Consider the following 19747-nt stretch of genomic DNA (forward strand, 5'->3'; position numbering starts at 1 on the left):
CACCATGGCCCTTACGCTTTCACTAAACACAAATCCGCTTGTAAATCGCTTTGCAGAGCCGGATGATCTGATTGAAACCGTTGCACGTGATCTGCGCCTGCGCGATCTTCAGCTCACGCATGAGTTCATCAATCCAAGCTGGGATGCTTCGACCATCCGCCGTCTCACCCGCGACATGGACAAGGCATTAGAGCGCACTGGCGTTCGCGTTACCTCCGGCATGACCGGCCCTTATGGTCGTCTCAACCATTTCGGCCATCCAGACGCAGATGTGCGCCGCTATTATGTCGACTGGTTCAAAACATTTGCTGATATTATCGGCGATCTCGGTGGCAAGTCCGTCGGCACGCAGTTTGCGATTTTCACCTATAAGGATTTTGACAATCCTGAACGCCGCGAAGAACTGATCAAAATCGCAATTGATTGCTGGGCGGAAGTTGCCGAACATGCAGCCGGTGCTGGTCTTGATTATGTGTTCTGGGAGCCAATGAGCATCGGTCGTGAATTTGGCGATACAATCGCGGAAAGCATCAAGCTCCAGGATCGTTTGACCGCAGCAAATATGGCAATACCGATGTGGATGATGGCCGACATTGATCATGGCGATGTCACCTCTTCAAATCCAGACGATTTTGACCCCTATGCATGGGCGCGTGCTGTGCCAAAAGTGTCGCCAATCATTCATATCAAGCAGAGCCTGATGGATAAGGGCGGTCACCGTCCTTTCACGGCAGCCTTCAACGCCAAGGGTCGCATTCAGCCTGAACCGTTGCTGAAAGCCTTTGCCGAAGGTGGAGCAGTGGACAATGAAATTTGTCTTGAGCTGTCGTTTAAGGAACGTGATCCAAACGACCGTGAAGTCATTCCACAGATTGCGGAAAGTGTGGCCTTCTGGGCGCCACACATTGACACCGGCGCCGGAGATTTGAAAATATAACCACAAGAAAACAATAAAGAATCGGGAGCAGGCAGCATAAAAATGGCAGATGCAGAGGATTCCTTAGCCCTTCGTGCCGCCTGGCTTCACTTTATTGGCGGAATGACCCAATCAGCCGTTGCGAAACGGCTGGGGCTACCTTCCGTAAAAGCCCATCGGCTCATCGCCAAAGCAGTTGCAGACGGCGCGGTTAAAGTGACCATCGACGGCGATATTTCCGAATGTATCGACCTCGAGAACCAGCTCGCTGAAAAATACAATCTAGAATATTGTGAAGTCGCACCCGATCTTGGCGAAGACGCCCTGCCCCTGCTCTCCTTAGGCAATGCTGGTGCGGAATTTTTGCGTCGTGAGATTGAACATGGTGACCATGAGGTGATCGGCCTCGGCCATGGCCGCACGCTTTCGGCGGCGGTTAGCCACATGCCGCGTGTAACCGCTAAGGATTTGGAATTCGTTTCACTGCTCGGTGGTTTGACGCGAAACTTTGCAGCCAACCCGCATGACGTGATGCATCGCATTGCCGAGAAGACCGGCAGACCCGCTTACGTGATGCCTGTGCCGTTCTTTGCTAATACCGCAGAAGATCGCGAAGTGCTGCTTGCGCAAAAGGGTGTCACAACCGTCTTCGACATGGGTTGCCGTGCGGAACTGAAAATCGTTGGTATCGGCACCGTCGACGCTCATGCACAGCTCGTCACATCAGGCGTAATTGATTTGGCAGAGATGGAAGAGATTGCTGAATATGGTGCGGTCGGTGAAATGCTCGGTCACTTCTTTGATAAGAATGGCACACGACTGGATACCAAGCTGACAGCCCGCACCATAGCAGCTTCCGTTGAAAACGCTGATATGAGCCGGATCATCGGCCTGGCTGGCGGCCTGTCGAAGACAGAAGCTATTCGCGCCGTTCTGAAAAGCGGTCGTCTGTATGGTCTCATCACGGATGAGCGCACCGCAAAAGCCCTTGTGGAGTAAATCGCGCCTCACTCAACAAAACATCACAAAATAACATTTTATATGGATTATTATGTGATTTTGTGATTTAAACTTGCGTCATAAGCAACCACGCTTTGAGATCGGAATTTTCGTGAAACGCGACGAAAGAAGACAGGCGATCATCAATCTGCTGATTGAAAATCACGCAGTTGATCTGGATGATCTTGCTGATCGTTTTGCTGTTTCCAAAATGACCATTCATCGCGATCTGGACTCGCTCGAAGAATCTGGCGTGTTGCGCAAAGTTCGCGGCGGCGCGACGATGGACCCCGGCTCGCAATTTGAAAGTGATTTCCGTTTTCGCGTGCAGCAGGACAACGAAGCCAAAGTTCAGATGGGCCGCGCTGCTCTTGAATTGATTGAGCCCGGCATGACCGTGATGATCAATGACGGCTCAACAGCGGCAGTTCTTGGCAGCATGCTGATTGAAAAGCGCCCGCTGACAGTAATCACCAACAATGCAGTGATCATTGAAACTCTCAAGGGTGAGGCTGGTATCAACCTGATCGCATTAGGCGGCGTTTTCTCCGCAAAGTTCAATGCTTTCTTTGGTCTGCTTACCGAAGAAGCACTTTCCAAGCTCAGTGCAGATTTTGCCTTCATTTCAGCGCCCGCCGTTAACGGACGCCTCGTCTATCACATGGATGAAAACGTCGTTCGCACCAAGCGCGCCATGACTGCATCGGCAACACGCACGTGCCTGCTGGTCAATCACCAGCGTTTCCGTCGCACAGCACTTCATGTCATGGCTGATCTCGGCGACTTTGATGCCATCATCACCGATCAGTCGCCGGGCGATGCACTCGTCGCCGATCTGGAGCCAGCTGGTATTAAACTAACAATCGCAGAATAGTTTCTGCGGAACCGCATTTACACAAGCAGAAAGAACATTCGAGCATGTCCAAATTCTGGGTAGGTACGAGCTGGAAAATGAACAAGACGCTGGCCGAAGCCCGCGTTTTTGCAGAAAAGCTGAAAGAGGCCGATGGCGATCGTTCAGCGGATATTCAGCGCTTTGTCATTCCACCCTTTACCTATGTTCGTGAAGTCAAAGACATTCTGGCCGATACATCGGTCAAAGTTGGCGCGCAGAACATGCACTGGGCTGATCAGGGCGCTTGGACCGGCGAAATTTCACCGCTGATGCTCAAAGATTGCAATCTCGACATCGTTGAGCTTGGCCATTCCGAACGCCGTGCAAACTTTGGCGAAACCAACGAGACTGTTGGTCTCAAGGTTGAAGCCGCTGTTCGCAACGGCCTGATCCCGCTTATCTGCATTGGTGAAACGCTGGAAGATCGCGAAAGCGGACGCGCTGCAGAGGTGCTTGCTGAAGAAGTACGCGGTGCGCTTTCCAAACTTTCGGATGAACAGAAGAAAGCCGAAATCCTGTTTGCCTATGAGCCTGTATGGGCGATTGGTGAGAACGGCATTCCAGCCTCGGCAGAGTACGCTGATGCCCGTCAGGCTGAAATTATTACTGTTGCCGAAGGCATCCTTGGCCGTCGTGTGCCTTGCCTTTATGGCGGCTCGGTCAATCCCGGCAATTGCGAAGAACTCATTGCCTGCCCGCATATCGACGGCCTGTTTATCGGTCGTTCGGCATGGAACGTGGAAGGCTATCTCGACATTCTGGCGAAATGCGCCAAAACCATCAAAGCTAATTAAGGAGCAATATCATGAAAGTAGCAGTAGCAGGCGACAGCGCTGGCGAAGGTCTGGCCAAGGTTCTTGCCGATCACCTCAAGGACCGCTTTGAAGTGTCGGAAATCTCGCGCACTGAAGCCGGTGCCGAAGCATTTTACGCAAACCTCTCGGATCGCGTTGCATCCGCCGTTCTCGATGGCACCTATGACCGCGCAATTCTGGTTTGTGGCACCGGCATCGGTGTTTGCATTGCAGCCAACAAGGTTCCGGGCATTCGCGCAGCGCTGACGCACGACACCTATTCGGCAGAACGTGCAGCGCTCTCCAACAACGCGCAGATCATCACCATGGGCGCACGCGTTATCGGTTCGGAAGTTGCAAAGACCATTGCCGATGCATTCCTTGCGCAGACTTTTGACGAAAACGGTCGTTCGGCTGGCAATGTTGACGCCATCAACGAAGTTGATGCCAAGTACAACAAGTGCTGATCGCCTAATCTCTTGAAAACAAAAAAGCGGCGGGGAAACCCGCCGCTTTTTTATTGAGGTCTTGCTCAGCTTTTAGCTGAACTTTGGGTCCAGCGAACCATCACGATAACGCTTTGCCATGTCTGACAGCGGGATCGGACGAATAGACTGGGCGTGGCCGGCAGTGCCGAATTGTTCGAAGCGATCCTTGCAGAGCTTGGTCATCGCAGCCATTGCAGGCTTGAGATACTTACGTGGATCGAACTCGCTCGGATCTTCTTGCAACACGCGACGGATCTGACCTGTCAGCGCCATGCGGTTATCGGTGTCGATATTGATCTTGCGCACGCCATGCTTGATACCGCGCTGGATTTCTTCAACAGGCACACCCCAGGTTGGCTTCATCTTGCCGCCATACTTGTTGATGATTTCCTGCAAATCTTCCGGCACCGAAGACGAACCATGCATAACAAGATGCGTATTTGGCAGCTTGCGATGGATTTCCTCGATCACGTTCATGGCAAGCACGGAACCATCAGGCTTGCGGCTGAACTTGTAAGCGCCATGCGAGGTGCCCATAGCTATTGCCAGTGCATCGACCTTTGTTTCACGCACAAATTTCACGGCTTCATCGGGGTCAGTCAGAAGCTGGTCATGAGAAAGCTGACCTTCTGCGCCGTGACCGTCTTCAGCTTCACCCATGCCAGTTTCGAGCGAACCCAAAACGCCAAGCTCACCTTCGACGGAAATGCCGCCAAGATGTGACATTTCGCTGACCTGACGGGTGACGGAGACGTTATAATCCCAGTCAGCGGGCGTCTTGCCATCAGCCTTAAGCGAGCCGTCCATCATGACGGAGGTAAAGCCAGCCTGAATGGCGGTCATGCAAGTGGCAGCCTCGTTGCCATGATCGAGATGCACGCAAACCGGAATATGCGGATAGATTTCCGTGACCGCATCCATCATGTGGCGTAGCATGATATCGTTGGCATAGGAACGCGCACCGCGCGAAGCTTGCAGGATAACCGGCGAATTGGTTGCATCCGCCGCTTCCATAATGGCGAGCGCCTGTTCCATGTTGTTGATGTTGAAAGCCGGAACGCCATAGCTGTGTTCAGCAGCGTGGTCGAGCAATTGACGGAGCGTAATACGTGCCATCTGAGTTTCCTCCTAGTTAATTGCGCGAACGCGCGTAATATTCGCCGAGCACATCGACTTCCTCGGCAACACCGAACACCAGCGCGCTGCGCTCGTGATAGGTTTGGGGAATAATGTCGAGGATCGGCGTGGAACCGTTGGTCGCTTTGCCACCAGCCTGCTGGCTGAGGAAAGCAATAGGATTGGCTTCATAAACGAGGCGTAAGCGGCCTTTTTCGTAGCCCGAACGCGCATCGTCTACGTAGAAGAAGATGCCGCCGCGCTGCATGATGCGATGCATGTCGCCCACAGCAGCGCCCAGCCAGCGCATGTTGAAATTGCGCCCGCGCGGACCGTCCTCACCGTTGTAGCAATCATCGACGTAGGCCTTCATGCCAACCGACAGATGACGATATACGGATGCGTTATAGGCGAGATCTGACGTGCGCTCAGGAAGTGTCACATTCTCACGTGTGATCTGGAAAATACCGCTGACAGGATCAAGCGTTGCGAAAATCACGCCTTCCCCAACCGAAAGCGCAAGATCAATCGAATTGCCGAACGAAACATACCCTGCTGCCAGCTGGCGATTGCCGGGCTGAAGGAACGGCTCTGCCGTATCGGCTGGGAAAATCGAGAAAATAGTGCCGAGCGGTGCGCCAAGGCCGACATTGCCTGAGCCATCAAGCGGATCGATTGCAACAGCAACCAGACCATCCGCTTTACCCGGAACAGGAAGCTCTGCTTCTTCAGACAAAACCGATGCGGCACCGGCTGCAATCAGCAGCTCAACAAAGAGATTGTGCGAGCCGACATCGATACTCTTCTGCTGGTCGGAATCGCTATTAACGCCAACCAACTTACCCGGATTACCCGGCAGCGAACCGCGCGCGATGCGTCCGGCGAGACGACCTGATCCAGCCAGAATTGCCTTGATCACATTGCTTGTTGCTAGACGCAAGTGATCTTTGCCTGCCCATGTATCAAGATATTCGCCAACAGATTGCAGATTGATAACATCTGTATCGCCAGCCAAAACGAGCGGCGCGTAATTACCTACCATTGTCATTCGCCCTGCTCCCGAAGAAGCTGCATTTGTGGCATGCAGACTGCACGCTGGGTTTTGTTAAAGGCGGGGGAAGCTGAACTCATTTACTGGCAATCTCCATGCAGATGTCTTTAAGACACGCCCTTATTGGGCTGAGACATGCCGGACGTAACACCGTTTTGAGATCATAACAATAATCCCAATAACATTATAACGATTGAAATGTGATATCGTGTTTTAAAATCATGTTAATTACGGATATGCGGCGTCATTTTCCCAAGCCAAAGACACATTGAGACGCAAAACGAGTCACCAAATTATTGAATGACCCACATTTTATGGAAAAACAGGAGAATTATAACATCTCAGTGTGCGAAGATTCCAAGCACGTTTAGAAGCCGAGAGAATTTCAAACCATTGCGCTGAAAAATAGTCCGCTTTGGTTTTGTATATTTGTTGCGGCGCTGTAAACACCGGCTTGAAGCAAAGATGTGCCCTATTCCGGCTTTTTCTTATCGGGATTGTAGGTCACGAAGAAACGAAATGACGCCCATAGGCCAAGTGCGCCAAATAACATGGCCCAACCAACACTGCCCATGAAAACTTCAAATGCTGCCCAAGCGAGACAGCTACCGGCGATTAAAATCCGTGTCCATAAGGGGCGAAAGCGCGGGTCATCAAACTCAAACATCTTTTAGCCTTGCTATGCTTAACGTTGTTACATCATGCATAGATGATTTGAGACTAAGATTAAACCACTTCGATCACGTCAGAAAATAATCAATCGAAAATTTGGCATGAACTGTACACTCAAAAGGGTAAAATATGGCGTATAGCCAAATGTTTTGAGAAACTATTTTCTTGTTAGTATAATCGTAGGCGATCATGATTGGTGTTATGGATCAATCATATTATATAAATATCGCAATAGCAGTGCTTCCATTTATTTTTTGGACTGCAATACTGTTTGCTCTTTATTCGCCGATTGGAGTGTTATCGGAACAAACCCCACCAATCTCCGATAATACAGATACTGTGGACGACACTTATAAAGATAATTTCGTGATTATACCCTACGGCTTGATATTCCCGATACATTATAGATCCAATTCTGGCGTACAGAATTACGGATGACAATTTAGGTTATCTATCTAGAAAATACATAATCGCAAAATTACGAGAAAAATAAACAGAGGGAAGATTTCTCCCCTCTGTTATTCTTAAATAAGTTTATTTTAGCGAGAATTGATCGTCCAGAAATCCTGCCAATCCTGAAGCTTTGAATAGTCGCTTTCAGCGGTCTCTGAATGTGGAGCATAGAGCTTAGTCCATGACTTTCACGATACCAACGAGGAACTATTGAAGGCTTTGTCAAAGGGACGCATAGACCTTGCCTATAACGTGCCCTTGTCTGATGTCAGTAAATGGCAGCACGATGCCGCGAAGTTTGCGGTGATAATACCGCAGGATTACGTGGTCGCTTTGCCTTGAACTGCGCTCATTCCAGAACGAAGCAACCATGCAAATATCGCCGAACAAGCGATCACATTTCTCCTATCCCCTGACGGACAGACAATACTTCAACAGTCTGGTTTAGTAGCAGATGCCAGTCGTTTGGATATAACATCACTGCAACCCGTCGAACTCGGGCCAGAGCTTTTAGTCTATCTTGATGGACTTGAGCTTAGCCGCTTTCTTGATACATGGTTCCAGCTAAACGCCCACGAATGACCAACACAAACGACACCGACAAAACACGGTTTCCGTAACTATCTAAAAAGGCCAAAGACATTTAATCCTTGGCCTTTTTTATCACTTAAATAAGCCCTTCTTCCTTAAGAGCTTTCTGTACAGCAGGGCGAGCCATAACACGTTCACGAAGAGCAAGCGCCTTAGGATACGCTGAAAGATCGACTTTCATCAAAAGGCCCCAGCCAATAACAACGGCTGCATAAGCATCCGCTTGCGTGAACTCCGAACCAAGCCAATATGGATGGCCTTCACCAAGCATAGCTTCAAACTGGCTCATACGGCGATTGATTGACCCTACTACAGAAGCCTTGGCCTCATCAGAAAGGTTTGGCGCAAACAGACCACCAAAAGCAACGTGCAGATCGCCACAGAAACCGAGTGCTTCCTGTAAGCGAGCGCGCTCAATAGTGCCATAAGCGGGTTTGAATGCCGCTACATCGGAATGATCTCCGATATATTGCAGGATCGCTGAATTTTGGGTGATGACTTTACCCGGCTCAACTTCGATAGCTGGGACTGCACCGCGCGGATTAATCTTCAAATAATCTGCACCACTTGCAGTCTTCTTTTCCTTCAAATCAACTGTTTCAAGATCGTAGGTAAAACCTGCTTCGCTCAAAACGATATGAGGGGCGAGAGAACAAGCTCCCGGCTTATAGTAAAGCTTCATGATAGCCTCCGTTGCAATTTGGTTCGAACGGTTCTTATCACTTTTAAATAAAAGAAAAATATTGATTACAATCACAAAGTTGGGAGGTATTTTTACCTATCGGGAACACCAACAAAGATCATTATTCTAATTCAAAAGCGGGGCAGCGCCCTTTGCAGCAAAAGCTAGGCTGTGTTTACCAGCAAGCCGCATAAGATCGTGGTGGTGATTGTTTCTGCTGCCTTCACATAATCGGCTTCGACGAGCTTATCAACATCAAGCGCATCACGGGAGAGAGCTACAAACTCGACATAAAATTGCGTTGCAGACCAGAGCAAAATGAACAAGTGCCTCGCATCGACGGGCATGATTTTACCCGATGCTGCCGATGCGTCGATGACGCTCTCCTTTTCAACCGTGACCCTGCGCATATGTTCACGCGTATCTCTTGAAAGGTGTTCAGCCCCCTGTAAAATCTCATTGGTAAACAGACGCGTTTCGGCTGCATTTTCATATGCATGAGTAAGCTTGGCGCAAACATAGGCTTCGATGGCTTCTGCTGATTCACGGTCAGCTGAAATGTGCGCAAATGTATCATCCCAACTATGAATCAGCCGGTCGATTGCTGCGTTGTAAATCTCTTATTTCGAGGAGAATTAATAATAGACATTTCCTTTTGGCAGTCCCGAAGCCTAGCAATTTCAACGATGCGCACGCCATCAAGCCCCTTTCGAGAAAATATCTCAACAGCGGCAGTCGATCTCTTGAGGATGTTGCGCGCTCTGATCGTTTCATCAGAAACCACCTGACCTTCAGGTTCCACTTCCGCCGATCTGCTATGCTATGCCATTAGTTATCCCATTGTTTCAAAGTGTTTTTCTAAGATTAATCATCCCAGTCAGACACGCGCGCGCATCCACTGGTCTAGTCATACAACAGTAAGAGATCAATGGAATCGAGTGACCAATAAAAAAGAAGCTGACAAAACGGTCAGGTTCTTAAAATTGGCTGGCCACGCAACCTTGGGGAGCGTGCGGTTAAAAACTGCAATGGAGGAGTTTCTGTCAGATTGGCATAGCGATCTGCGCGAGCCATGGCGCGCACTTCTCGGCAATGTTGCCCTTGATTTTGATGGGATTGCGCCTGAACTTGAAATGGAAATATGGGAGCCGATTTTTCCGGTTCGCCGCGGCAAACACTTTCCGGGAATGCCGGTCGGTACGCATTGCCTACGCGCTTTTGATGGCATTTCGCCTGATGATGTTCGCTGCGTTGTTCTTGATCTGGATCCATATCCCGAACCGGGCTTTGCAACCGGTCGCGCCTTCGAAGCGGGCAACCTGCGCTGCGTGTTGCGCGATCATCCGGCATTTGCGGACAATGTTCTGTCCCGTCCCAATCCATTCATCCTCTGCAACAATTTTCTTAAGGAGATGGGCTCGCCGTCTCAAAGAACGCGGCGTCACTGTTATTCTAATCCTGCATAAAATCCGGGAAGTGCTGGCAATCGCAGATACGGTCACGGTTCTTCGTGGCGGCAGGCTGGTTGACGGACCGTTGCCGTGTGGCTCAATTGATGCCGACAAGCTCGCAGAGCTGATCATTGGTGCAAATGCGGCTAAAAATCTTAATGCCGACGACAAGGCAGCATTGACCGGCAGCACGATTGTTACCCATGCGTACGAAAAATGAGAATGCAATTGCGGGAAAAACTGCACCCATACTGCGCATGAAAAAGGTATCTACCCGCTCCGATCCTGAAGGGCCAGCGCTTGATCAGGTTGATCTCGAAATTCGTCCCGGTAAAATCATCGGCGTTGCGGGGATGGAAGGCAACGGACAGCGCGCACTTGTTCGCGCAATCGCTGCAATAGCAGATGTCGTTGATGGTACAATTGCATTAGACAACAAAGAGCTGACCGACGCGCCGCTTGCAGCACGACGGGCAGCCGGACTTCGTATCATTCCTTTTGAACGCAATGTCGAAGGTTTGAACCTGACGAGTCCGCTTTGGGGAAACTGGGCTGCACGCAATCTGCTTCAGATGCCGCTTTTGTCGACTATAAATCCGGCTGCCATCCGCAAACAATGTGATGCCGCTCTTAAACAGTGGGATGTGCGTTATTCGGAAGTCGGACAGCGAGCCGGTTCACTGTCGGGCGGTAACGCGCAAAAAGTAATCCTCTCGCGTGAAATGGACGAGGATGCGCATCTCATTCTTGCTGCACAACCGACCCTTGGTTTGGATATTGGAGCAACTTCCTTTGTGTGGGATTCGATGCGCAAAGCTCGGGCGCGCAGACATGGCGCATCGGGCTTGCGAGTTTTCTGCTCAGCGGTGCGCTTGCCGGTCTTACCGGAACAATTGAATTCATGGGGCCAAATGGCCGTATCACCGGCGGTTTCCTGCCGGGACATGGTTTTACGGCAATTTTGATTGCACTCGTTGCTAATTTCTCCGTGGTTGGAACAGCATTTGTTGCGCTGTTTTTCGGTGGACTTGCCTCTGCAGCTTTGTATCTGCCGATTATGGCGGGTCTTCCGTCATCAGCTATCGACATTATCAATGCCGCAATCGCTCTCTTTATCACTGCAAAATCCAGCGTCGTTGACCGGATCGCAAAACTCGGAGGACGGATATGGAAGACTTCGTAATTGCTATCCTGCGCTCAGGTACGCCGCTGATTTATGTCACACTCGCAGGGGTGATCGCGCAGCGAACCGGTATCTGGCATCTCGGTCTTGAGGGCCTGATGATTGTCGGTGCCTGCGCAACCATTGTCGGTATTGTGTTCACACAATCGATCTGGTCAGCGCTTCTGATTGCGATTAGCGTCTATGTTGTCGGCTCAATCCTGTTCTGGTTTGTTGTCGAAAAACTCAAAGCCAATCAGATCATTGCGGGTCTCGGGCTAACCGGTTTGGGCCTTGGTGGCACAGCGCTTGCCGTTCAATCCATTTTTGGCGCGCAAGCCGGAGTCAGCGCACCTTTCGGTCAGCCGCGCATCGGCCCGGCATTCGGCGCCCATGGCTCTCTTTAGATCCTCGTGCTTCTCATGCCGTTTGTCGTGTTTGCCATGTGGGTTGTCTTACGACGCACACGTTTTGGCTTGCGTTTAACTGCAGCAGGCGAACATCCGTTTGCAGCGCGTAGCATCGGCATAAACCCTGCCTTGATGCGTCTTGTGGCGCTAATGGTTGGCGGTGTTTTGTGTGCATTGGCCGGTGGGGAACTTGCAGCCGGTAGTCTTCAGATTTTCACGCAGAACATGACCGCTGGTCGGGGCTTTATGGGCTTTGCTGCCGTTATCTTCGGTGCTGGTCACCCTATTGGCGCAAGTCTCGCCGCGGTGTTCTTTGCTGTGGTGGGTGCACTCGGCATCGGGGCACAACTGGCTTTTGGCGACCGTGTTCCACACGATCTGCTGCTCGCCTTACCCTATATCGCAACGGTTATTGGCATCTGGATTAGCACGCAATTGCGTGGCGGCACGAAAGCTGCCAACGGCTTTGGCGAGTTGCGCGATCAGTAATTGCGGGAAGACCTGTCATGCCGATCATAAATCAGACGATCATCAGAAATGCCACCATTCTGACCATGTGCGCGCAGCACGGAAGTCGTCCGATAAATGGCGATATTCTGATTGAAAATGGTCGGATTTCAGCCATTGGCAACGATTTTGCGGCATTGCCCGATGCGGTTATGATTGATGGAAAAGACCGGCTTGTTATGCCCGGTCTCATCAACGCGCACACCCACTCAAGCGAGACATTCTTCCGTGGCCGATATGAAGGCATGCCGCTCGAAATCTGGTTGCTTTATGCCTATCCGCTGCTGATGGGGCCGACCATTGATCAGAGTCTGCTTTATCTGCGCAGTATGTTTCTGGCGATGGAATCTTTGCGCAATGGTGTGATCACCTTGTGCGATGATTTTTTCGATCCGCCAGCCCATGATCTTTCCCGGCTTTCAACGGTGTTTAAAGCCTATAAGGATGCAAATATATGCACGAACTGGGGATACTCTCTCGCAACACAACAATTGCACATTCTGTGTGGGTCAGCGAGCAAGACATTGAGATGATGGGCGATGCGCGTTGTTCTGTTGCGCATAATGCTATTTCCAATCAGAAACTTGGTGCTGGCATTGCGCCCGTTCGTCAATTGATGGATGCAGGTGTCTCGATTGGTTTGGGAACCGACGGTGTTTCCTCAAACGATACTGCGCGCATTTTTAATGTGATGCGTGTGGACGGTCTGATCCACAGCGTATCTGTTCCCGATTCCGCTAAATGGATCAGGGCTGATGAAATACTGACCATGGCGACCATTGGCGGTGCGCGCAGTGCAATGCTGGAGAATGTCACCGGATCACTCGAAATTGGCAAGGCTGCCGATTTGCTGATCATCGATCTCTCAACGCTCAGCTTTACCCCGCTTAATGATGTAGCCAAGCACCTTGTCTATCCCGAGAACGGCTCGTCAATCGAGACGGTTATGGTTGCTGGAGAAATCGTCGTTGATAGGGGCGCTATGCGCACAATCGATGAAGCCGCTATCTAGCCGAAATCCGTGAGCTTGTTCACGCGCATCTGGCTGAACATGCGAAGCTTGAGCAACGTAACGCCGCGTTTCATTCTACCATGGCCGAAATTCACCGCCGCGCCACAGCAAAAGACATTGGTATGAGCCGGTATCTAAAAAACTAACCGGCTTCTATATCGTCAGAAGCCGGTTAGTTTATGTGGCTTGAACGGCTATTATTTTTGAGTTGAATTTACTCTTGCACTCTGCAAGTCCGCCAAATCCGCAGTAATAGCAGCAGCTTCGTTTTGCAGTACATCCTTGGCTTTAGCGCGTGCTTGTTCGATAGCAAGATCAGCACTCAGGCTTCGCTCATTTGCCTGCAATCCATCGTCGCTGGAAGATTCTATTTCAGCAGTATCTTGTCCACGAGACTTCAGACGGTCTGCTCTCGCCTTCATCTCATCACGACGCTCTGTTTCATTGAGCGATATAGATTTTTTTTCGCGATCCTGTTGTAAGGTATCGATATCTTGGACGAAACTCTGGAATTCAGGCTCGTTCTCGACACGTTTACTATGCAGCTGTTGCAGGGATGGAATCAATTTTTTCACATCGCCTGTGGGCTTATATTTTGCAGGCTTAATCTCGGTCCACGGCAGAGCGTTCTTAAAGCTCGATTCTCCGAAACTTTCCAAGTTATAAAGCCCTGGCAACTCAATATCGGGCGTCACACCGCGCAACTGGGTTGTACCGCCGTTAACCCGGAAAAACTGCGCAACCGTAAATTTCAGTTCGCCAAATTGTGGCTCAGGATTGTTCACAACTTCATCCAGATTAACAACCGTCTGGACAGTGCCCTTACCGAAACTCGGCTCGCCGATAACAACACCACGACCGTAATCCTGTATCGCAGCTGCAAAAATCTCGGAAGCGGAAGCAGATCCGCGATTAATTAGAACTCCGAGCGGCCCATCCCATGCTGGCACTGGGAGATCGTCACTTTCGACCTTCACTTCCCCTTTTGCATTGCGCTGCTGAACAACAGGCCCCTTGCCTATAAACAAACCAGTGAGGTCAATAGCTTCTGACAATGAGCCACCACCATTGTTGCGCAGATCGAACAATATGCCATCGACCTTCTCTTTTTTGAGTTCAGTGATAAGCTTCGCAACATCGCGGCTGGCACTGCGATAATCCTTGTCGCCCTTACGGCGCGCTTCAATATCCTCGTAGAACGCAGGAAGTGTAATCACGCCAATCTTACTGGTGTTATCGCCATCCTTTACGGACAGGATCGTCTGCTTGGCTGCCTGTTTATCAAGACTAATCTTATCACGCACAAGACTGACGATATGATGCGTCGCATCTGGTCCTGCATCTGCTGGTAGGATATCCAGCCTTACAACTGTACCTTTTGCACCGCGTATCAACTCCACCACTTCATCGAGGCGCATTCCAACAACTTCTTTGATCGGACCGTCTTTATCCTGCCCTACCCCGACAATTCTGTCGCCCACAGCCACCTTACCCGAAAGCTGTGCTGGGCCACCTGCTACAAGTTCACGAATAGTCGTGTAATCGTCTCTTTCCTGCAAAACAGCGCCAATACCGACCAGCGATAGCTTCATTGAAATATCGAACTCAGCGGAGGCCTTAGCCCCAAAATAATCCGTATGGGGATCAACTGAAGTTGTATAAGCGGCCATAAACGTCTGGAATACATCTTCTGGTTTCGACTTAAAGACACGCGCCAGTGAATTATCGTAGCGCTTTCCAAGCGTTTCACGAATGTCGGCGTCATTCTTGCCAGCTAACTTCAAGCGCAGCCAATCGTTCTTAACGCGCTTGCGCCAAAGGTCATCCCGCTCAGCAGAGGTCTTAGGCCACGGGCCTTTATCGCGGGCCAGAGGGTAGCTTTCCTTTACGGTGAAATCAAAATTATCCTTGAGCAAGTTGCGCGCATAAGTAATGCGATCAGTAATACGCTCCTGATAAATATTAAAAATTGCAAACGGTATGCTCAAATCCTGCTTCTGGATGGCATCATCGATTTTCTTGCTGCTCGTCATGAAGCTATCGATATCGGATTGCAAAAAGATAAGCCGTTCCGGGTCAAGCGAGTCGATAAATCGGTCCATAACCACCGCTGATAGCTTATCGTCGAGCGGGACTGGCTTGTAATGGAAGCGTGTCAGAAACTCTGAGGTCAATTGCGCGGCCTGCATTTGTTGCGGCAACGGTTCTAATGCTGCTGGCGGTCGAGCTTCTAAGGCATGTGAGCTAGAGCTAAGCGCCAGAAAGAGAAACAGAAAACCAGATATTAATCGTATCACTTTTGATCCATTTCTCTTCACAATGATAACTCAATCAACCAACTATTTGGGGCAACAACCACTTTTTGGCAACCGATCAACATTCACTTTTACGAATGTTTGATACGTCGGAACCGTCTGATCACAGACGCTATATTCTCTATAATCATTCGCACAAACAAAGATGCGTATTCTGAACCTTAGCATCTATGCAAGTCTGATTGACCTTAATTTTTCTTCATGTAACAAATTACTGGAACTGGTCATACAGCAGATTTTGGGCGCAAACATGTACGACTATTGTATTGTGGGAGGCGGCATCGTCGGTTTGGCGACCGCGCTGAAGATTGTTAAAAGCGAACCCGGTGCAAGCCTTCTTCTGCTAGAAAAAGAAAGCTCGCTCGCCGCGCACCAGACTGGGCATAATAGCGGGGTTATTCACGCCGGTATCTATTATAAACCCGGAAGCCTGAAAGCAGAGCTTTGTCGTTCAGGTGAACGCATGACAAAACAATTTTGCGATGAAAATAACATTCCCTATCGCACGCCCGGAAAATTAGTCGTCGCAACCAACCAGATGGAATTACAACGACTGGCAAATCTCGAAACGAATGCTGCTGCGAATGGTATAACATGTCGGCGTTTAACTCCAGCGGAGCTTATCGAACTCGAACCCCATGTTACCGGACTTGGCGCTTTGCTGGTTGAGCAAAGTGGGATTGTTGATTATCGCGCCGTATCAAGAGCCATGGGCGATATGATCAGGAATGCGGGCGGCACGATCACTTTCAATGTTGAGGTTGATCGTATCGAAGAGCTTAGCGATGCCGTCAGGATTCATACGAACAAGCAAGTATGGGAAAGTCGTTACGTTGTTGCTTGCGCTGGGCTTCAAGCCGACCGCCTCGCCCAGCGTTCGGGACAAGCCGTTGATTTTCGAATCGTGCCATTTCGCGGAGAATATTACGCATTAAAGCCCGAGCTGAGTAATCTGGTCGAACGCATGATTTATCCAGTGCCCGATCCGTCTATGCCGTTCCTTGGCATTCATTTAACCCCAATGATGGATGGCAGACTGACCGTAGGTCCAAATGCTGTGCTTGGCATGTCGCGTGAGGGTTACGCAAAGCTCTCAGTCAACCTTCATGACATGGCGACCTACGCGAAATTCCCGGGTTTCTGGAAGGTTATTTCAAACAATTTTGGCTCCGCAATTCAGGAGTTGAAAGACAGTCTCTTCAAATCCAGCTATCTGGAAAAATGTAGAAAATATTGCCCTTCACTTACAGCCGATGATTTGCTTCCTTATCGGGCAGGAATACGCGCTCAAGCCGTTTCAAACACCGGCGAACTCATCCACGATTTCAAGTTTATTCAGTCTAAGCGCGTTTTACATGTCTGCAACGCACCCTCACCGGCGGCGACATCAGCAATCCCAATTGGCGAGTTAATTTTTAAACGCTTACAGCAATAAACAAACCAAAAATCCTCAATTATCGTTTTTCAATAACGCGGACGCTTTGACCTGCACCAATGTCAATCAACTGCGTCGATGGCGGCGGCTGATGAACATCGTGTGTGCCGAAGCTTTCCGGGTAAAATTGACAACCATCAGGTGGCAGTGGCGCGCTTCTCTCATCAATCAGCTTTATGCCCGTCAATTCCGCTATCGGATCAGGAATGGCAGATATTAATCGTCGCGTATAAGGATGGGTCGGGTTTGAGAATACCTGATCCCACTGCCCGCTTTCGACGATCTGCCCGAAATACATAACCGCCACACGGTCACTCATGTGTTCAACGACACTCAGATCATGGCTGATCATGATATAGGATAGGCCCAAACGCTCTTTGAGTTCCAGCAACAGGTTGATAATCTGCGCACGGATCGACACATCAAGAGCGGAAACCGGCTCGTCCAGCACAATGACTCTCGGATTGAGCAGCAATGCACGCGCTATTCCTATACGCTGCCGCTGACCACCGGAAAACTCATGCGGGAAACGTCGAGCCTGTTCAGGTTTCAGGCCGACAAGACGCAAAATTTCTTCAACGCGCCCGTCAACTTCGTAACGCGATTTAATGCCATGAAGCCGTAAGGGTGCAGCAAGCGATGTGTAAATTGTCTGGCGTGGATTGAGCGATGCAAACGGATCTTGAAACACCATCTGCGCCATTTTTGCACGTTCAATCCGCGACGGTTCGTGTGCAGATGTAATCGGCTTGCCTTCGAAAAAAATCTCCCCACTGGTCAGCTTTTGCAGCCCAACAATTGAAAGTGCGAGTGTGGATTTACCACAGCCAGACTCCCCAACAATCGACAGACACTCACCCTTGTTTAGGGTCAGACTCAGATTATTGACTGCATATAGGAATTGCTTTGAACGGCTAAATATTCCGCCGCTAATCGGGAATCTGACACAGAGATCGTCGACGCGAACAAGAGGCTCAACTGGATTAGTGGAATTCGCTTCACTCATGATGGAAGCACCTTACGGAGCCCAAATCGGATAATGGGGTCCAGCCCGGTTTCTCAGTGCGACAAATATCGGTTGTATGCGTGCAGCGTGGTTCGAACCTGCACCCCTCTGGAAAGGCCGAAATTGATGGAACGACACCCTCAATTTCCTGCAGCTTTCGCTGTCCGTCTTTTTGACGGGATCCAAGCTGCGGAAGAGACGCCAGCAAACCACGCGTATAGGGATGTGCAGGATGCTGGAAAAGATCTGCGGTTAGACGTTCCTCGACAAGATGCCCCGCATACATAACACCGACCCGACGACACATCTTGGCAATAACGCCGAGGTCATGACTGATCATCAGCACCGATGTGCCCCGCTCTGCGCAAAGTTCCTGCATAAGGCGCAAGATTTCCGCCTGCACAGTGACATCAAGTGCTGTTGTTGGTTCGTCAGCAATCAAAAGATCGGGGTCGCAAGCCAGCGCAATCGCAATCATAACGCGCTGCCGCATACCACCCGACATTTGGTGAGGATAATTTTTTACACGCTGATCCGGCGCCGGAACCTGAACACTTGCCAGCGCCTGCACAGCCCTGCGTTCTGCCTCATGCCATGTCGCGCCCTGATGCAACACAAACATTTCAGCAATTTGTCGCCCCACTGGCGACAAAGGATTGAGGGCTGTCATAGGCTCTTGAAAAATCATCGCAATGCGATTGCCGCGTAGTTTCCGCATGTCACGCGCTGATATTTTCCGAAGGTCCTGCCCTTTGAAGCGTATTGCGCCACCTGCAACAGACAGGGGCTTACGCAGCAGTCCGATCATGGAAAGTGCGGTAATGCTCTTTCCGCATCCGGACTCTCCAACCAAACCGAAAGTTTCGCCAGCACCAATGGTGAAAGACACGTCTTCAACCACATTATGTGGGGTCGAACCCGAATTGAGATCAATGCGAAGGTTTTCTACCTCAAGAAGCGCGGTTTCAATCATGCCTTGCGCGTCCTCATATGCGGATCGAGCCAGTCACGCAGACCGTCACCGAACAGATTGAGACCAAGCACCGCAAAGAAAATAGCGAGACCGGGGAAAATTGCCGCCCATGGCGCATTTACAATCAGTTCACGCGCATCTGTCAGCATATTGCCCCAGCTGGGCTCCGGCGGGCTGATGCCAAGACCGAGATAAGAAAGTGCTGCTTCCGCGAGAATAGCTTCTCCCATGCCAAGCGTACCAATAACAAGGATTGGGCCAATCATATTCGGCACAATCTGCGTGATCATGATGCGACTATCGCCGTAACCAAGCATCTTGGCGGCCTGAATATAGCCTTGCTTTTTAAGAGATAGGGTAGAACTGCGCGCGATGCGACACGTCCAAGACCAGTTTGTCAGACCAAGCGCCAGCAGCAGACTTGGAAGACCGGGGCCAAGCACCGCCATAATTGCAAGAGCAAAAATCAGCGAGGGAATTGCAAGCATCAAATTGGTGAGGCCAGTGACGAAATCGTCCCACCAACCACCAAAATAACCTGCCGAAATACCAAGGCAAAGTCCGATCACAGTATTGATGCACTGCGATACAACGCCAACTGTCAAAGAGACCCGCGCGCCGTAAAGAAGGCGTGAAAAAACATCACGCCCTTGCGCATCTGTACCAAACCAGAACTGGCTGTCGGGCGGCAATTCCGCATTCATTAGATCTGCATCCATAACGGGATGATAAGGCGCAATCCACGGCGCGAAAACAGCACCCGTCACCATCACAGCGCATATGAAGCCACCAAATACGAGATTGAAACGAAGCTTCATG

General features: G+C 50.3%; 19 protein-coding genes and 2 pseudogenes. 12 read left to right on the forward strand and 9 right to left on the reverse strand.

The window, feature by feature from the left end; all coding sequences use genetic code 11:
- Positions 1-4: 4 nt before the first annotated feature.
- The 5 genes from ACOZHT_RS07875 to ACOZHT_RS07895 all read left to right on the forward strand — a co-directional run bounded on the left by ACOZHT_RS07875 (position 5) and on the right by ACOZHT_RS07895 (position 4071).
- Complete coding sequence (locus tag ACOZHT_RS07875; protein ID WP_339509821.1) at positions 5-937, forward strand: TIM barrel protein; 933 nt, start codon at positions 5-7, stop codon at positions 935-937.
- Positions 938-979: 42 nt separating this feature from the next.
- A complete protein-coding gene (locus tag ACOZHT_RS07880) occupies positions 980-1915 on the forward strand; it encodes a sugar-binding transcriptional regulator (protein ID WP_339509823.1) in 936 nt (311 codons plus the stop codon).
- A gap of 112 nt (positions 1916-2027) precedes the next feature.
- Positions 2028-2789, forward strand: coding sequence for a DeoR/GlpR family DNA-binding transcription regulator (locus tag ACOZHT_RS07885; RefSeq protein WP_339509825.1), 762 nt, complete (start codon positions 2028-2030; stop codon positions 2787-2789).
- Positions 2790-2833: 44 nt separating this feature from the next.
- The gene (locus ACOZHT_RS07890) at positions 2834-3604 is read left to right on the forward strand and encodes a triose-phosphate isomerase (protein WP_339509827.1); all 771 of its coding nucleotides are present in this window, start codon (positions 2834-2836) and stop codon (positions 3602-3604) included.
- A gap of 11 nt (positions 3605-3615) precedes the next feature.
- Positions 3616-4071 (forward strand): RpiB/LacA/LacB family sugar-phosphate isomerase, encoded by a 456-nt coding sequence (locus ACOZHT_RS07895; protein ID WP_339509829.1) that lies wholly within the window; start codon positions 3616-3618, stop codon positions 4069-4071.
- A gap of 72 nt (positions 4072-4143) precedes the next feature.
- Here ACOZHT_RS07895 and fba read toward each other — a convergent pair whose 3' ends face one another.
- The 5 genes from fba to ACOZHT_RS07920 all read right to left on the reverse strand — a co-directional run bounded on the left by fba (position 4144) and on the right by ACOZHT_RS07920 (position 9274).
- A complete protein-coding gene (gene fba, locus ACOZHT_RS07900; protein ID WP_310011208.1) occupies positions 4144-5208 on the reverse strand; it encodes a class II fructose-bisphosphate aldolase in 1065 nt (354 codons plus the stop codon).
- Between the two features lie 16 nt (positions 5209-5224).
- The gene (locus ACOZHT_RS07905) at positions 5225-6256 is read right to left on the reverse strand and encodes a class 1 fructose-bisphosphatase (protein ID WP_339509831.1); all 1032 of its coding nucleotides are present in this window, start codon (positions 6254-6256) and stop codon (positions 5225-5227) included.
- 475 nt (positions 6257-6731) lie between these two features.
- Positions 6732-6926, reverse strand: coding sequence for a DUF3329 domain-containing protein (locus ACOZHT_RS07910; RefSeq protein ID WP_339509833.1), 195 nt, complete (start codon positions 6924-6926; stop codon positions 6732-6734).
- A 1125-nt stretch (positions 6927-8051) separates the two neighbouring features.
- A complete protein-coding gene (gst, locus tag ACOZHT_RS07915; protein ID WP_339509835.1) occupies positions 8052-8657 on the reverse strand; it encodes a glutathione transferase in 606 nt (201 codons plus the stop codon).
- 164 nt (positions 8658-8821) lie between these two features.
- Positions 8822-9274, reverse strand: coding sequence for a TetR family transcriptional regulator C-terminal domain-containing protein (locus tag ACOZHT_RS07920; RefSeq protein WP_339510327.1), 453 nt, complete (start codon positions 9272-9274; stop codon positions 8822-8824).
- Positions 9275-9685: 411 nt separating this feature from the next.
- On the opposite strand from ACOZHT_RS07920, the gene ACOZHT_RS07925 reads away from it, so the two are divergent.
- The 6 genes and pseudogenes from ACOZHT_RS07925 to ACOZHT_RS07950 all read left to right on the forward strand — a co-directional run bounded on the left by ACOZHT_RS07925 (position 9686) and on the right by ACOZHT_RS07950 (position 13345).
- Positions 9686-10123, forward strand: a complete 438-nt coding sequence (locus ACOZHT_RS07925; RefSeq protein WP_339509837.1) for a hypothetical protein — start codon at positions 9686-9688, stop codon at positions 10121-10123.
- Between the two features lie 10 nt (positions 10124-10133).
- The gene (locus ACOZHT_RS07930; protein WP_339509839.1) at positions 10134-10328 is read left to right on the forward strand and encodes a hypothetical protein; all 195 of its coding nucleotides are present in this window, start codon (positions 10134-10136) and stop codon (positions 10326-10328) included.
- Positions 10312-11073: an ATP-binding cassette domain-containing protein gene (locus tag ACOZHT_RS07935; protein WP_421565551.1), complete on the forward strand. Its 762-nt coding sequence runs from the start codon at positions 10312-10314 to the stop codon at positions 11071-11073. The genes ACOZHT_RS07930 and ACOZHT_RS07935 overlap by 17 nt, the downstream gene beginning before the upstream one ends.
- The gene (locus ACOZHT_RS07940; protein ID WP_339510329.1) at positions 10965-11291 is read left to right on the forward strand and encodes a hypothetical protein; all 327 of its coding nucleotides are present in this window, start codon (positions 10965-10967) and stop codon (positions 11289-11291) included. Before ACOZHT_RS07935 ends, ACOZHT_RS07940 begins: the two co-directional genes overlap by 109 nt.
- Positions 11276-12169: pseudogene (locus ACOZHT_RS07945) on the forward strand (ABC transporter permease). Before ACOZHT_RS07940 ends, ACOZHT_RS07945 begins: the two are co-directional and overlap by 16 nt.
- Positions 12170-12195: 26 nt before the next feature.
- Positions 12196-13345 (forward strand): annotated as a pseudogene (locus tag ACOZHT_RS07950) (amidohydrolase family protein).
- A 51-nt stretch (positions 13346-13396) separates the two neighbouring features.
- On the opposite strand, the gene ACOZHT_RS07955 reads toward ACOZHT_RS07950, so the two are convergent.
- The gene (locus ACOZHT_RS07955) at positions 13397-15493 is read right to left on the reverse strand and encodes a carboxy terminal-processing peptidase (RefSeq protein ID WP_339510331.1); all 2097 of its coding nucleotides are present in this window, start codon (positions 15491-15493) and stop codon (positions 13397-13399) included.
- 166 nt (positions 15494-15659) lie between these two features.
- Between ACOZHT_RS07955 and lhgO the strand changes: the two genes are divergently transcribed.
- Positions 15660-16949, forward strand: a complete 1290-nt coding sequence (gene lhgO / locus ACOZHT_RS07960; RefSeq protein ID WP_339509847.1) for an L-2-hydroxyglutarate oxidase — start codon at positions 15660-15662, stop codon at positions 16947-16949.
- 19 nt (positions 16950-16968) lie between these two features.
- Here the strand turns inward: lhgO and ACOZHT_RS07965 are convergent, their stop codons facing one another.
- The 3 genes from ACOZHT_RS07965 to ACOZHT_RS07975 are packed head-to-tail and all read right to left on the reverse strand — an operon-like array spanning position 16969 to position 19746.
- Positions 16969-17955, reverse strand: a complete 987-nt coding sequence (locus ACOZHT_RS07965; RefSeq protein WP_339509849.1) for an oligopeptide/dipeptide ABC transporter ATP-binding protein — start codon at positions 17953-17955, stop codon at positions 16969-16971.
- Positions 17948-18928: an ABC transporter ATP-binding protein gene (locus ACOZHT_RS07970; RefSeq protein WP_339509852.1), complete on the reverse strand. Its 981-nt coding sequence runs from the start codon at positions 18926-18928 to the stop codon at positions 17948-17950. The genes ACOZHT_RS07965 and ACOZHT_RS07970 overlap by 8 nt, the downstream gene beginning before the upstream one ends.
- Positions 18925-19746: an ABC transporter permease gene (locus ACOZHT_RS07975; RefSeq protein ID WP_339509854.1), complete on the reverse strand. Its 822-nt coding sequence runs from the start codon at positions 19744-19746 to the stop codon at positions 18925-18927. Before ACOZHT_RS07975 ends, ACOZHT_RS07970 begins: the two co-directional genes overlap by 4 nt.
- Position 19747: the final 1 nt, after the last annotated feature.

Origin of the sequence: Ochrobactrum sp. EDr1-4 (assembly GCF_049199085.1) — a bacterium.
Lineage (GTDB): Bacteria > Pseudomonadota > Alphaproteobacteria > Rhizobiales > Rhizobiaceae > Brucella.